This is a genomic window from Anaerotignum sp. MB30-C6 (assembly GCF_030908465.1).
In the GTDB taxonomy this organism is placed as follows: domain Bacteria; phylum Bacillota; class Clostridia; order Lachnospirales; family Anaerotignaceae; genus Chakrabartyella.
Map to the genome: position 1 here is coordinate 764,181 of NZ_CP133078.1, position 14,097 is coordinate 778,277.

A 14,097-nucleotide genomic window follows, 5' to 3' on the forward strand; every position below is an offset into this window, starting at 1 on the left:
AAAACCTTCACAAAGCTTGAATTAGAATAAAAGGAAACGAAAAGCCTGTTTAAACATTTTTGTTTGGACAGGTTTTTGCTGATTTATAGCTGTTGAACAGAGAAAATTCAGAATATTAAAGGCTTTGACGGAATATGAATTGAGTAAAAGGAGAAAAAGAGGATAAAATATGGAGAACAATACATACCCTTTTGTAAATTTGCCTTTGCCTTATGAATATGATGCTTTGGAGCCATATATCGATGCAAGAACGATGGCCATTCATCATGAAAGATATGCGGAAGCTTATGTAACCCGATTAAATATGGTTTTGGCAGACTATCCAGGCCTACAAGCGTTAACCTTGGAGCAGTTAATTCAAAATGCAGATAGCCTTCCAAAAGCATTACAGGTGCCAATTCGAAATTACGCAGGTGGGATTTATAATCACCGTCTATACTTTAATGGGTTAGCCCCTCCATCAGATAAGGAGCCAAAGGGGAAGTTGTTGGAATTGATTAATTCCCAGTACGGTAGCCTTACAGTTTTTAAAGAAATTCTCATGGAAGAGGCATTAAGTGTATTTGGCTCGGGCTATACTTGGTTGATATATGATAAGGGCAGGTTAGTTATTTTGACTTCACCAAATCAAAATACTCCTGTTGAACAAAAAAAATGCACTATTTTAAATTTAGATGTTTGGGAACATGCTTATTATTTAAAGCACTATAATAGGCGGGGCGATTATATAGCTGATTGGTTCAACGTAGTCAATTGGGATAAAGCTAACGAAAATTTTTTGGAATGCGTTCGTCAGCAGTTTAGATAGTTTCTATAAAGGTAACAGGTTGTGCGAAGCTGTATTGAGAAAGTAGGGTATGGGTGCATTTTTGTTTGTTTCTATGATGAATAAAAGATATAAAGCGGTTCAAGGCTGAGATGAATCAGCCTTGAAACCGCTTTTTTTTAGCTTACTATTGTAAAATTATCGATTATATCTGTGAGAGTTACGAACTTTTTTTCTACGTAGATAATGTTTATCGAGTGAAGGAAGGAAAGGTTGATTTTACTCAACCTCCCGTTTTGCAGGCGGCCATTATCTAAGATAGCATAACAATTTTATACCACTTTCAGATTCCATTTTTTCATCCAATAATTAATTTGAACCACATAGGCTAGCATTTGTGGGCCAGCCATCAGTTGCCCGTACCATGGTTTTCCGTAATCCGAGGGACTTTGGATAAATGTTTCCACTTTTTTGGGGTCTAAGAATTGTAGAACTGGAGAGGTGGAGTCTTTCATAATCTCTATTACCATGGAGGCTAGCAAATTTTCATAATTTTTATCGTAAATTTTAGGATAGGGAGATTTTTTTCTAAACAAAACTTCGTCTGGCATATAGCCTCTACCACATTCTCGTAATAAAGATTTTACTACCCCGTTTCTTGTTTTCATATCCCATGGAACGTTCCAAACGTATTCAATCAGGCGGTGATCTGCAAAAGGTACTCTTGCCTCTAGGCCATTATACATACTGGTTCGATCCATTCGGTCCAACAAAGTTTGCATAAACCACTTTTGATTGAGGTATGCAATTTCCCGTCGGCGGGCTTCCAAGGGAGTATCTTCTGCCAGCTTTGGCGTTTCACTGACGGATTTTGCATAGGTTTTTGCAACATAATCGTCCATATCAAGGTATTCGATAAAATCATCCTTTAACAGAACTTTTCTTGCTTCCAAGTCCATTGTCCAAGGGAAAGTATTTGCCTCAAAGCATTCCTTTTTATGAAACCAAGGGTAGCCACCAAAAATTTCATCGGCACATTCACCGGTCAATGCTACCTTATTATAATCCTTTACTTTTCTACAAAAATATAGGATAGAGGACTCCACATCTCCCATATTAGGTAAGTCTCTGGCGTCAACGGCATCTTTTAAGCAATCGGTTTGATTTTGTATGCTGCACTCAAGATAACGATGGTTGGTATTCAGGTATTTCACCATGATATCTACATAGGGTCTATCCTGGGAAGGTTGGAAGGATGAAGCCTTAAAATATTTATCATTTCCTACAAAGTCGAAGGAAAAGGTATTTAGCTGTTCACCTTTTTTTGCTAGCTCTGCGGCACATACGGCTGTGACGATACTACTGTCTACACCGCCGGATAAAAAGGTGCAAATAGGTACATGAGAAACCATCTGGCGTTTAATGGAATCAATTAGCAATTCCTTGGTTTTTTCGATGGTTGTTTCATAGTCATCCTCATGAACATGGCTTTCTAGCTTCCAATAGCAGGTGCTTTGGATACCCCCTGGGGAGAAAGTCATGTAGTGTGCTGGAAGTACCTCATCAATTCCCTTAAAGACACCTTTGCCGTAGGTTTTTGCAGGGCCGATGCTGAAAACTTCGTTTAGCCCCTCTTTATCTAACTGAGGAACCATACCAGGATAGGCAAAAATACTTTTGATTTCTGAGGAAAATATCACTTCGTCCCCCTGAATTGAGTAAAACAAAGGTTTTACCCCCGAACGGTCTCGATACAGCAAGGTCATATTTTTTATAGGATCAAAAATAGCCATGGCGAAAATTCCATTTAGCTGTTTTACAAAATCTGTACCATGCTCCATATAGCTTACTAAAATCACTTCTGTATCCGAGTTGGTTTTAAAGGTCCATCCTTTTGATAAAAGATTGCTTCTGAGCTCTTGTGTGTTATATAGCTCCCCGTTATACACAATTGCCCAGGTTTGATTGCCTACCGTTCGGGTAATTGGCTGATGGCCTGTTTCCAAGTCGACAATGGAGAGCCTTGTATGGGCTAAGCCAACATTCTCTATTAAAAAAGTTCCGCAATCATCGGGGCCTCTGTGACGTTGCACGGAATACATATCTTCCAAAATTTTTGTATAGTAAGCAGGTTGTTCCGTATAGTTCTTTTTTGGATTAAAAAATCCAGCAATACCGCACATAGTATACGCCTCCTAAAGCTAAATTAAAATACAAGCCAATATAAAAGTACATAAAAACCCGATCCCCACAGGAAGCAGATTTTTTCTAGCAAGTTCTAATGGATTTACGTTACAGATTGCTGCAACAGGAATGAGTCCCCAGGGGACGATGGTTCCGCCGCCAACAAAGATTGCCGAAATCTGTCCTAATGTTGCCAGAATAGGAACGGAGCAGTTAACGACTGTTCCAAAGGTATTTGCCAATGCACCAACCAAGGGAAGGCCTGAAAAGCCTGAGCCGTCCAAACCAGTGAGGCCACCAATTACCATTTGGATAAACACAACCATATATTTATTTAATGGTGTAATACCTGCAAGCCAAATAGCCCAATCATTTAAAATACCACTTTGATATTGTTCCCCTAAAATGGAGGTAATACCCTCGCCACCTATGAAGAAAAAGCCACCGATAATAATAACCGGAGCAAAAATTTTAATGGCAAATAAAAAGCCATCTTTTATATAATCAGTAACTTTCTCTAGACTTTTTCTTTTAAAACCAATGACAGAGGCGATAATCATGACCAATAATGCTGTACCAGAAACCAAACTTGTGGCATCTCCACCCTTTAGGTCAAACACAAACATGAGGATAATATCAATTATAAAGGCAAGGGGAGTCAAAATAGCAATAAACACAGCTTCTTTTGATGGTTTTATTGAAGGAACGGCATCATTACTTTGCATATATAATGTACCACCAGTTTTGTCAACCATACACTTTCTGTTGATTATAAAGGCAGAAAAAATAGTCACAACGCCCATAGTTAGAAATAAAGGGAAGCCACTTTGTAAAATACTTTGGGGTTCTATGCCTGCGGAAGCGGCAGTGATGGAGGGTGCTCCCTGAATGACCACATCGGAGCTAAGGGCGATACCGTGTCCAAATAGGTTTAATGCCATTGCCGCAGCAATAGGGGTTAGGCCTTTTTTTACAGCCAATGGAACCAAAATTGCGCCAACCAAGGCAACAGAAGGGGAGGGCCATAAAAATAGAGAGAATATCATCATGGTAATGCCAAGAATCCACCAAGATACGTAAGAATTTTTCATTATCTTTGACATGGATCGCATCATCAGATAGTCACTTCCTAAATCTGTTAGACATTTTGATAAGGATGTGACTAGGGCAATGGTAGCAATGATCTCCATAAACTCCTTGGAAGCATACAAAATAGCTTGGAAAGTTGATTGAATACCTCCAACCAAGTTACCGCTACTAACAAGACCTAGTATGAAAATGAAAATGACGCAGACAATGGGTGTGTCTTTTCTGAGCACCATAGTGGAAAGAATGGTTACAACGCCAATTAGGTAAATAATATGAACTGGTGTAAGGTGAATCGATAAATCCTGCATTTCGATACCTCCCTTAAAAAAATGATATAAAATACAATATTCATATTATAGAGATGTGTGCTAGGGATGGTAGGGCGATGATTGTTTTTTGGAATGGGGGTACAAGATGTGGATTTTTTATATATAATTTCTTATGATATTGAGGATGGTTTGGGAAAAACTATGGAATGTCTGGATTTTCAAACAATTTTCCCTTATAATGAATTATATATTCCCTTGGAATTTTCAAACGGACGTCATACAAGCGAAAGGGGGGCTTTGATGAATTTTACTGATTTAAAATATGTAATTGAAATTGATAAATGCGGTTCTATATCCTTAGCAGCAAAAAATTTATATGTGGCACAGTCGAATTTAAGTCGTGCAGTAAAAGAACTCGAGCAGGAATTCGATATCGTTATTTTTAAGCGTACGCCCAAAGGGGTAATCACCACACGAGAGGGGCAACGGTTTTTACGCCATGCAAAGGAAATTCAATATCAGGTAAATAGTTTAACTAACGCATACTCTGATTTTAACGATCGGGGTGTAAGTCTGAAGATTTCTGTTCCAAGAGCCAGTTATATAACCGATGTTTTTTCTGATTATTTGACCACGTTAAATGATGAGGAAAATATGCGGATTCATTACTGTGAAACAAATTCTAGTAGAACAATTCAGAATGTTTTGGATTATCATTATGATATTGGGATTATCCGCTATAACGTAATGCATGAAGGCTATTATTTATCCCTATTTAAACTAAAAGATTTATCGTATCGCCTTATTTTAGAGTTTGACTATTTACTTTTGACTTCAAAAGATAGTATTATTGCCGATAAGCATATCAGGTCTGACTCGGACTTAGAAGGATGCATAGAAGTGGTTCATGGGGATGAAAGGCTTCCTACGGGAGATTATATTGATTTGACAGATAACGACCGGGAAGAGCGTTACCAGAAAAAAGTAATCTATATTTACGAAAGAGGCAGCCAATTTGAAATTCTTTCAACGGTGCCCAATACATATATGTGGGTTTCCCCTGTTCCTGAGAAGACGCTGGAAAGGTTTGGTCTGATTCAAATGCGCTGTGGCTCATATGCGAAGTACATGAAAGATGTTATGATTTTCAAAGAAAATCATGTACAGAAGAAATATGAAAAACAACTGATTGATAGGTTAAGGGAGAAAACCCGAGAATTTGGGTGTTATTTTTAATTAATGATTGAAGGGAATCGTTAATTATCTGTAATCCGTCAAAAATCCGTCAAAAGATTTTGTTAATTTTTTCAGCAGCATTTTTCATCATTTCATCAGTAACATGAGAATATACACGCATTGTCATTTCTACGTCATGACCCAATATAGCGGCGGCGGTCTTAAAATCCACGCCGTTCGCTATTAGGTTTGTGGCATAGGTGTGCCGTAAAGTGTGCATGCTTACGGCAAAATCCAAATTGGATGATACGTTTATCATTTTTCTTGCCACTAACGTCGAGCCGAATGGGAAAATCCTGTTATCCATGTTAACCACATTAAACACCTTTCTGTACTCTCTTAATTCGTCCATGGTACTTTTTGCCACAGGTACCACTCTTTTACTGTTCCTCTTTTTCAGCGTACCAAAGCCCTCTGTACCGTCAGCTAATAACTTCCACTGTCTAACTATACAAACTTCATTTTTTTTAAAATCTACGTTGTCCCAAGTAAGTCCTAATAATTCCCCGCGTCTCAAGCCTGTGCCTAGGGCAAATGAACAAAGATAATAGTATTTGAGTGATGCTTTTTGCGATTTAAGCACACCTAAAAATTTTTCAGTCTCGTGTTTTTCGAGCGCCTTTTCTTCTTTTCCTTTTTCGCTGTATTGCATCGCAGGAATTTTAATATCTTGCGCTGGGGATGCAGATATAATTTTATATGGTCGCACTGCCTGATTGAGGATATACTTAAATATTAATAAATTAGCTTTAATGGTCGAAATCTTTAGCTCGTCCTCTACCATTTTGTCAACGCATTTTTGTACCTGTATACTGCTTAGCTCTGCAAGTGGAATGTTCTTAATATCTTTGAATTTTTCAACTGCAATTTTTCGCATCCTAATTGTATTCGCCGTCTTATGCAACTTCTCATGCTCTATCAATTCCTCTGCAAACTTCCCAAACGTTATGCCTTTGTACTGCGGCTCAACTTTTGCAGTCAACTCCATTTCTTTTTTCAACTCATCCAGTCTATCCTCAGCAGCTTTTTTCGCATCTTTCTTCAAAGGAAACCCTTGCTTGCTTTTTTGCTTCCATTTACCATCCACCTTGTAACTGATGATATATTGCCATCCGCCGTCTTTTTCCCTGTAGGTTATGTTGCAGTCCATAAAAATAAGACCTCCTTTATTTTTGGTATAGCAAATAAAGCGGTCTTGTGATACAATTAGCTTGCCTAGGGCGTTGTACCACGGTATGACCGCTCGTCCCTCATTCCATTGCAGTGGAGTGGGGGATTTTTTATTATCTCATTCTTAATTCAACCAGTTCGGGTTCCAACCCGAAGATACTGGCCAATTCGCTTATGGTTCTATCTTTGTATTCTTCCAACTCAGAATCTTCGATAAGAAGACATACAGCAAAGCGATTGGCCTCTCTTTCGATTCTCGATGAAAGTAGATGCGTTTTGTTCCTGATGAAGTAACAATTTTGCTTTCTGTGTAAGAGTGCATGCCCTAACTCATGAGCCATAACAAGCATCTTGTCCTTGTGTTCAAGGTTTTTATTTATAAAGATGCATCTGTGGTTTTTTATAAACAAGTAACAACCAGAGCATTTATCAAAACTATCTAATATTACCTCTATATTCAAAAATTCAGCAATTTCAAAGGGATTAGAAGTTCCAAATTTTCTTTTGTAGTAGTCAGCAGTTTGTTTGATACTCTTCAATATATAAACACCTACTTTTTATTCTTATTTTTGTAAGGGTTGTATTTTTCTTTATTTATCCTTTTAAGTCTTTTCAGCATCATTTCGATGCTATCAAGCACTAATTCCACTTCGGCCTCGTCGATATTTTCGCCATCAAAGCTAGCAGGGCCATCCTCCTTATTAACTAGCTTAGCTCTGATAGTTTCCATATCTTTAGCTATGTCTTTTTTGTCCCTGTCATTCAAGGCAAATTTATTTATCTGATTAGCTTCTTCGCCATTCATTAAATAATCAACTGTTACACCAAAGTAATCAGCAATTTTCTGCGCTCTTTCAACGCTGGGTTTACTTGTGTTCATCTTGCAAAGCGAACCTTTAGCAATATCCAACTCTTGCTCAAGTCTATTAACTGAAATTCCATGCTTCTTACAAAGCGATTTTATTCTATCATACATATCAATGTCCCCTTCATATCGGAAGTTCCGAAAAAATTGCGAAAAAGGTCTTGACATTCTGAAAATACTTCGTATAATGGAGTTATGAGTTCCGAAAATATTACGAAAATATAAAAAGAATGCCTCTGAAAATTTTATTAACCGTGGTAAGTTAAATATAGAATATTTTCAGACGCATGTCAATACTTTTTCGTTTTATTTTCAGAAAATCATAGAAAGGAGGGTTTTTATGTATGGAAGAATTAAAGAAATCTGCAAGAAAAAGAAAATTACCATTTCAAAGCTGGAAGAAGAACTGAAATTTTCGCAGGGCAGTGTTTGTAAATGGGGAGCAATTTCACCATCTGTAGAAAAGGTTAAAAAGGTTGCAGATTATTTGGAAGTGGACATAAATAAACTATTGTAAAAACTACATAAAGGAGTGATTAAATGAACCAATTAACAGTATTCGAACAAGGCTTGGTGCCTGTTTACACAACAGACACAGGCGAACATGTTGTAAATGGTAGAGAATTATGGGAAGGATTAGGGAGCAAACAGGATTTCTCAACTTGGGTAAAAAAGAGATTTACGGATTGCGAAGCTGTTGAAAATGAGGACTATTCCTCGTTCCACAAAAAAATGGAGCGAGAAATCGGGGCAACGATGCGCATTGAATACATAATCAAACTTGATACTGCCAAGGAAATGGCAATGCTAGAAAACAACGCAATCGGCAAAAAGGTGCGGAAGTATTTTATCGCAGTAGAAAAAAAGTCGAAGCAGGCTAATCTTGATGTTTCTGCCTTAAGCCCTCAGTTGCAATTCTGCATCCAAATCGAAACAAGGCAGAATCAACAGCAGTGCGCCATTGAAACCATGGACAAGCGAATAGAGGGTATTGAGGAAAAAATGACAGCCAAGAATCAAGTGAGTGTTGCTCCTGTGCAAACAGAAATCACCCTTGCGGCTGATATGCATAGCAAGACAATGAAGAAAGACAGGATTTCAACAGAGCGTGTAGCTGGCATGTATTGCGTAAGTGCAAGAGCCTTTTACGAAACGCTTTGTAAATTGGGGCTGATTACTGCTGGCGAAAAAAGAGGTTGGAGGTTAAGTCCCTTATATGAAAACAAGGGCATTGGCTTTAACGAACACTCAACATCGGAATACTCCACCGTAACTTGGTCGCAAAAAGGTGTAAAGATTATCAAGGATATGCTGAAAAATAATGGCGTGACACCTATAAAGCGGTTGCCGCCCAAAAAGAAGGTTGTCAGCCGTAAAGGGTTGATTTAGCAAGGGAGGGGACAAGTATGAGCCAACCAGCACAACCTACAATGTTGTCGTGCCCTGACCTAGCTAAGCGATGGGGGAGGGATGTTAAAACGATTAGAAAATTAATCGCAGAGAAAAAAATCAAGCCCAATAAAATCACAAATATGTTTCCGCTGGACTACATTGAAGCAATCGAGAAAGCAGACATTGACTTGGATACAGTTAGTGCATTTGCATTAAGAGCGAAAGACCGAAAAATTGAACAGTTGGAAAAGGAAAACGCAATGTTAAAAAGCACATTATTGCAAGTAGCGGTCACAGCCAACGAAGTGGCGGCACAGTTAATGAAGGGTCAAGCAGTCTAGCCCCGCTGGACAAGCCCATAAAAGAAAGGTAGGAGGTGAGAGAGGTGGAAAATAAAAAAAAGCCATCAATAATAGATATTGTGGCTCTTATGGGTTCTATAATTGCATTGCTATTGACGCTACTGAAATAGTTAAGGCTGCAATAGCAATCCAGTTGTGTATTAAATATTTTTTAAAATCATCGAATTTAAATGCTTTTTGATGATGCCCTTTATGTTCAAGTTCAAATCCTATTGGATCGCCACTATGTACCGATTTTAGGCAGTGTATGTATCCCTCACTTTCGAGATAACGTAACATAGCCATTATTTGCTGTTCGGATAAACTATTAAGTTTTTCGTATTGATCAAAAAGTTCAACAAGAAACATAAATCCTTCGGGGTTATTTTGCTTATTTGAAATATGCTTAAGTAGTTTTCTCGATTGTCTATCCAAAAGAAAAGTGCCTCCTTATCGAAGCTGCGGTTACGGTATGCATGGGGAAAAATACAATATAGCATTGGAGAAATATGTTCTTTGTAATCATCTCCTTCCAACGGCCAAATTTCTTTGTTTGAGTTTGAACTGCATCTCTTGTGAGTAGGTATCAACAGATGCACTTAATATTTCGGCCATCAGTTTTTCGAATTCTGATTTTGTTAAATCTCCAACTTTTTCAAAATTATATACTGAAAGAACTTTTGCTACATCTGAATAAAAACTCATAAATCCACGCTCCTTTTGAATTGTATTTTCGTATTACTTATTTTACCACATATTGTGGGCAAATACAACATATAGGAAGGTGTTATATGAAATTAAACTACATATTGAAAGAAAAAGGTATTACAGCAAAACAGCTAAGCGAGCAAACATCAATTAAATACGCAACCATGCTTAAGTATTCAAGCGGAGAAAGAGGCATGAGTGTCAAGGCTGCAAAGGAAATAGGCAAAGCATTAGGAATTGATTGGTGGCTGTTTTTTGAAGACGAAGAATAATTTTAGGAGGTGGACAAGCATGACAACCGAACCACCGATGCGCCCTGGCTACCGTTACATATGCTGCAGTCGGTGTGGCGTACGACAGCAAATTAGCAAAGAAACAAACACCCGTTATGGGTATTACTGCCCTGAATGCAATCGCTGGAAGGACAAGCAGTACGCAGTAGATAACAATTTGGATTATTCCGTATTCATGTTTCATGGAACATGGCATGGGGTAAATAGAAGGGAGGACAAGCAATGAGCAATGAAGAAGCCAAGCTAATCAGCCGTAATACACACCGCCGCATGAGTCGTCAAAAACGTTCTAAGCTGTTGCAAGCGTTTGAAATAATGTTGCTGCGGTTAATCAATATCGTTGCTGTTGCGATATTTGCGGCATGGTCTGAATACATCTTATTCCATCGCCCTGTGCTGAAATGGATATTGATTTTGGCTTTCGCAGTCGTATTTACCGACCTAATTAAAAGCATAGAAAAGAGCGTAAAAAAGTCCCCACGGAACGGCCATTCCGACAGGGACACAGATAAATAATCACTTTGAAGATAACAGAAAATAGGAGGATTGTCAACCATGGGATGCGATATACATGTATTTGTTGAACATAAACTTTGGTACGGAGAACGTAAAGGGGAATGGTTTAGTTGTGACCATTACAGGAAAAACACCTATTTCGGCACAGATGAATGCGAACCGGAGTTTGAAGTGATAGAGATATACGGCGGTAGAAATTATACACTGTTCTCTATCCTTGCAGATGTCAGAAATTACGGGGATAATGAACCAATTTCTATGCCAAAAGGTTTGCCGAGCGATTGTTGCAAGGATATTTTGGATGAAAGCAATAGATGGGGTTGTGATGGTCATTCTCATAGCTACTTCACATTAAAAGAATTGATGGACTGGAAAGAATCCCATCCTATAGCAACACACCAAGGTTATGTTTCTGCACAAGCTGCTAATGAATTAGACAGGGATGGCAAAATTCCCGATTGTTCATGGCAAGACGGAAATATCAAAGGACAAACTTGGAGGAAATGGAGCAAGCCTAATACATCATTAGATGGATTAATTTCCGCTCTCAAAGAACGCACGAGAGAGATTTTTTACATTTATGATGATAACGACCCACGCATAGCGGAACGGTCTGAAGATATTAGAATTGTATTTTGGTTTGATAACTAAGGAGGAGTGATTTTATCAATGGATAAAAAACCTTTCTACGGCGTGATGCTGATTTGTCCCATAAACAGGACACCTTTTGAGGTCTTGACAGAGTGGGAATATAAAGACGGAATTTGGTACGGGAATGGCGAGAGTTTTCCCGAGGGGATTTGCAGAATCAAGGAGGGCGAAAAATGTTAGTTAAATGTAGATTTTTAGACGATAACAACCAGCCGAAAGGCAGAGAGTATACATATGGATCAAGAGAAAAAGTAGCTTTAGGGGAATTTGTTACGACCGAAGAAGGAAAGAAATTAATCGTTACATCAACAAGTGTCCCTAACGAGGAAGGGGAGAAAATCGGCGATAAGCTGAAATACATTAATGCAATCATAGATTTAGATGCTGAAAGCGTTACCGTTAAAGAACCCAAAAAACAAGAGTTTATTATTGTGAAACAACTTCCAATTATCGAAGAAAGTCTTAAGGCCCTATCTGATGAAATCGACACAAAGGTTAACGAAGCTTTAGCCTTGGATTGCACCGAAGATAGCGTTAAAACGGTAAAAACTGCAAGGGCGGACTTGAATAAAATCCTAAATTCCATGGAAGAAAAACGCATGGTTGTCAAAAATGCCATCATGGCGCCGTACGAACAATTTAACGGTATTTACAAAGCCTATGTGTCTGACAAAATCAAGGATGCTGACAACACCCTTAAAAAGCGTATTGACGAGGTTGAAAATAACTTAAGGAAAACAAGGGAAGCAGAGGTAAAGTCCTATTTTGCTGAATATCTTCTTAGCAAAAACATTGACTTTATAACATATCAGGACGCAGGAATTAATGTGACTTTATCAGCAAGCCTTAAATCTTTAAAGGAAAAAGCCAAGGAATTTATTGATCGTATTTCTGATGATTTAGCGTTGATTGATACACAGGAGTTTAAAGAAGAAATTCTGTTCGAGTATAGACGGAATCTTAACTGCTCACAGGCTATTACGACAGTTGTAGCAAGGCATAAAGCGATCGAAGAACGAAAAGTCAGACAGGCAGAGATTGAAGCCAGAAAGCAATCGCAGGCCGAAGCCGCAAAGAAGGTTGGAGCCGTTTCTTCTGCACCATTGGAACCACCTAAACAGGCCGCAGAACCAGCACAGATACCAAAGACAGAAGCAACTCCAGACCCAGTAAAAACACTATCTTTTAAGGTAACCGCACCAATTAGCAAGTTAAAAGAATTGAAAGCGTTTTTAACAGAGGGAGGATACAAATATGAGTAACGGAAATGAAATTGCAGTAAAGTACGAAATTGACGGAAACGAAATCAAACTTACGATGAAAAACGTTCAGGAATACATCGTCGGGACAGATTCGCAGATAACATTAAGCGAGTTTAAGTTTTTTACAGAATTATGCAAAGTGCAAAAACTCAATCCGTTTTTGAAAGAGGCGTACTGCATAAAATACGGAAACAGTCCTGCTACAATTGTCGTTTCAAAAGATGTCATTGTGAAAAGAGCTACTAAGCACCCGATGTATAACGGCAAAGAGACGGGAATCATCGTATTGACTGAAAACGGCGAGATTGTAGAAAGAAACGGTTGTTTCAAGCTTCCGAAAGAGGAAGTTGTCGGAGGATGGGCGAGAGTACATAGAAAAGACTGGGGCCATCCAGAATACATGAGCGTTTCTTTCGAAGAAGTAGCACAGCGAAAAAAAGACGGAAGTTTGAATGCGAACTGGTCTGGAAAATCAGCAACAATGATTGAAAAAGTAGCGAAAGTAAGAGCATTAAGAGAAGCGTTTCCAGATGAATTGAATGGTCTTTATGCTTCGGAGGAATTCGGGGTTACAGAACCACAAAGAGAAACCAAAAACGCAGTCGTACAAGAACCACAAGCGATAACACAGCAACCAGAGCCGGAGGTCAAAGTTAACGAAAAAGGAGAAATCGAACAAGGATTCGAAGAGCAAATCTCCTTTGATGAAATATGATGAAGTTCAACATTATTTCTTCTGGTAGTACAGGAAATGCGACTGTTTTAAATGATGAAATACTGATTGATTGTGGCGTAAGCTACAAATCTTTGGTTGGTGTAATGAGAGGGCTGAAAATAGCCCTCCTAACCCATATCCATGGAGATCACTTTAATAGAACTACAATTTCAAGACTGGCAAAAGAAAGACCGACTTTGCGGTTTGGTTGTTGCGAATGGCTTGTGCGGGATTTGCTTGATTGCGGAGTAGATGAAAAAAACATAGACGTATATCAGATAGGCAAATGGTATGACTACACAGCGTTTCAGGTGGCAACCGTTCGTTTATACCACGATGTTCCTAACTGCGGTTACAGGGTGCAAATTCAAGGCAGAAAGGCTATCTATATGACTGATACCGTATCAGTTGAGGGCATACAAGCCAAAGACTACGATCTGTATTTGGTTGAAGCAAATTACATTGATGAAGAAATTCAAGAGAAAATCAAAGAAAAAGAACAGTTAGGAGAATATTCCTACGAACGTAGAGTTTTGCAAACCCATTTAAGCAAAGAGCAATGCGATGAGTTTCTGATGGAAAACATGAATGACAAGAGTGAGTATGTGTACATGCATCAACACAAGGATTGAGGTGCCTA

Annotated in this window: 20 protein-coding genes; 13 read left to right on the plus strand and 7 right to left on the minus strand. The window is 38.6% G+C overall.

Annotated elements, in window-relative coordinates; all coding sequences use genetic code 11:
* Positions 1-169: 169 nt before the first annotated feature.
* Entirely contained in the window at positions 170-808 is a 639-nt protein-coding gene (locus RBQ60_RS03945) for a superoxide dismutase (RefSeq protein WP_307885291.1), read from the plus strand.
* A gap of 290 nt (positions 809-1,098) precedes the next feature.
* On the opposite strand, the gene asnB is transcribed toward RBQ60_RS03945, so the two are convergent.
* The gene (gene asnB / locus RBQ60_RS03950; RefSeq protein WP_307885292.1) at positions 1,099-2,949 is read right to left on the minus strand and encodes an asparagine synthase (glutamine-hydrolyzing); all 1,851 of its coding nucleotides are present in this window, start codon (positions 2,947-2,949) and stop codon (positions 1,099-1,101) included.
* A gap of 18 nt (positions 2,950-2,967) precedes the next feature.
* Positions 2,968-4,347, minus strand: coding sequence for a citrate transporter (locus tag RBQ60_RS03955; RefSeq protein ID WP_307885293.1), 1,380 nt, complete (start codon positions 4,345-4,347; stop codon positions 2,968-2,970).
* 108 nt (positions 4,348-4,455) lie between these two features.
* On the opposite strand from RBQ60_RS03955, the gene RBQ60_RS03960 reads away from it, so the two are divergent.
* Positions 4,456-5,544 carry a LysR family transcriptional regulator gene (locus tag RBQ60_RS03960; RefSeq protein ID WP_307885294.1) on the plus strand — a complete coding sequence of 363 codons (1,089 nt, stop codon included), beginning with the start codon at positions 4,456-4,458 and terminating at the stop codon, positions 5,542-5,544.
* Between the two features lie 49 nt (positions 5,545-5,593).
* Here the strand turns inward: RBQ60_RS03960 and RBQ60_RS03965 are convergent, their stop codons facing one another.
* The 3 genes from RBQ60_RS03965 to RBQ60_RS03975 form a co-directional block, all read right to left on the minus strand.
* On the minus strand, positions 5,594-6,694 hold the full coding sequence (locus RBQ60_RS03965) for a tyrosine-type recombinase/integrase (RefSeq protein WP_307885295.1): 1,101 nt from the start codon (positions 6,692-6,694) through the stop codon (positions 5,594-5,596).
* 133 nt (positions 6,695-6,827) lie between these two features.
* The gene (locus RBQ60_RS03970) at positions 6,828-7,253 is read right to left on the minus strand and encodes an ImmA/IrrE family metallo-endopeptidase (protein WP_307885296.1); all 426 of its coding nucleotides are present in this window, start codon (positions 7,251-7,253) and stop codon (positions 6,828-6,830) included.
* An 11-nt stretch (positions 7,254-7,264) separates the two neighbouring features.
* Positions 7,265-7,690 carry a helix-turn-helix domain-containing protein gene (locus RBQ60_RS03975; protein ID WP_307885297.1) on the minus strand — a complete coding sequence of 142 codons (426 nt, stop codon included), beginning with the start codon at positions 7,688-7,690 and terminating at the stop codon, positions 7,265-7,267.
* Between the two features lie 229 nt (positions 7,691-7,919).
* On the opposite strand from RBQ60_RS03975, the gene RBQ60_RS03980 reads away from it, so the two are divergent.
* Genes RBQ60_RS03980 through RBQ60_RS03990 form a run of 3 tightly spaced genes read left to right on the plus strand, consistent with a single transcriptional unit; the run spans position 7,920 to position 9,312 of the window.
* Positions 7,920-8,096 (plus strand): helix-turn-helix domain-containing protein, encoded by a 177-nt coding sequence (locus RBQ60_RS03980; RefSeq protein ID WP_307885298.1) that lies wholly within the window; start codon positions 7,920-7,922, stop codon positions 8,094-8,096.
* 23 nt (positions 8,097-8,119) lie between these two features.
* Positions 8,120-8,968 (plus strand): antA/AntB antirepressor family protein, encoded by an 849-nt coding sequence (locus RBQ60_RS03985; RefSeq protein WP_307885299.1) that lies wholly within the window; start codon positions 8,120-8,122, stop codon positions 8,966-8,968.
* A 17-nt stretch (positions 8,969-8,985) separates the two neighbouring features.
* On the plus strand, positions 8,986-9,312 hold the full coding sequence (locus RBQ60_RS03990; RefSeq protein WP_307885203.1) for a hypothetical protein: 327 nt from the start codon (positions 8,986-8,988) through the stop codon (positions 9,310-9,312).
* Positions 9,313-9,408: 96 nt separating this feature from the next.
* Here the strand turns inward: RBQ60_RS03990 and RBQ60_RS03995 are convergent, their stop codons facing one another.
* Positions 9,409-9,747: a hypothetical protein gene (locus RBQ60_RS03995; protein WP_307885204.1), complete on the minus strand. Its 339-nt coding sequence runs from the start codon at positions 9,745-9,747 to the stop codon at positions 9,409-9,411.
* Between the two features lie 87 nt (positions 9,748-9,834).
* Complete coding sequence (locus RBQ60_RS04000) at positions 9,835-10,017, minus strand: hypothetical protein (RefSeq protein WP_307885205.1); 183 nt, start codon at positions 10,015-10,017, stop codon at positions 9,835-9,837.
* Positions 10,018-10,103: 86 nt separating this feature from the next.
* Here RBQ60_RS04000 and RBQ60_RS04005 point away from each other — a divergent pair, with 86 nt between their 5' ends.
* From RBQ60_RS04005 to RBQ60_RS04040, 8 genes are read left to right on the plus strand one after another with little or no spacing between them, the layout of a single operon-like run.
* Positions 10,104-10,292, plus strand: coding sequence for a helix-turn-helix domain-containing protein (locus RBQ60_RS04005; protein ID WP_307885206.1), 189 nt, complete (start codon positions 10,104-10,106; stop codon positions 10,290-10,292).
* Between the two features lie 19 nt (positions 10,293-10,311).
* The gene (locus RBQ60_RS04010; protein WP_307885300.1) at positions 10,312-10,539 is read left to right on the plus strand and encodes a hypothetical protein; all 228 of its coding nucleotides are present in this window, start codon (positions 10,312-10,314) and stop codon (positions 10,537-10,539) included.
* Positions 10,536-10,829: a hypothetical protein gene (locus tag RBQ60_RS04015; protein WP_307885301.1), complete on the plus strand. Its 294-nt coding sequence runs from the start codon at positions 10,536-10,538 to the stop codon at positions 10,827-10,829. The genes RBQ60_RS04010 and RBQ60_RS04015 overlap by 4 nt, the downstream gene beginning before the upstream one ends.
* 39 nt (positions 10,830-10,868) lie before the next feature.
* On the plus strand, positions 10,869-11,480 hold the full coding sequence (locus RBQ60_RS04020) for a hypothetical protein (RefSeq protein ID WP_307885302.1): 612 nt from the start codon (positions 10,869-10,871) through the stop codon (positions 11,478-11,480).
* An 18-nt stretch (positions 11,481-11,498) separates the two neighbouring features.
* Positions 11,499-11,660, plus strand: a complete 162-nt coding sequence (locus tag RBQ60_RS04025) for a hypothetical protein (protein ID WP_307885303.1) — start codon at positions 11,499-11,501, stop codon at positions 11,658-11,660.
* Positions 11,654-12,742 (plus strand): DUF1351 domain-containing protein, encoded by a 1,089-nt coding sequence (locus RBQ60_RS04030; RefSeq protein ID WP_307885304.1) that lies wholly within the window; start codon positions 11,654-11,656, stop codon positions 12,740-12,742. Before RBQ60_RS04025 ends, RBQ60_RS04030 begins: the two co-directional genes overlap by 7 nt.
* On the plus strand, positions 12,735-13,457 hold the full coding sequence (gene bet, locus RBQ60_RS04035) for a phage recombination protein Bet (RefSeq protein ID WP_307885305.1): 723 nt from the start codon (positions 12,735-12,737) through the stop codon (positions 13,455-13,457). The genes RBQ60_RS04030 and bet overlap by 8 nt, the downstream gene beginning before the upstream one ends.
* The gene (locus RBQ60_RS04040) at positions 13,454-14,089 is read left to right on the plus strand and encodes an MBL fold metallo-hydrolase (protein ID WP_307885306.1); all 636 of its coding nucleotides are present in this window, start codon (positions 13,454-13,456) and stop codon (positions 14,087-14,089) included. Before bet ends, RBQ60_RS04040 begins: the two co-directional genes overlap by 4 nt.
* Positions 14,090-14,097 lie beyond the last annotated feature (8 nt).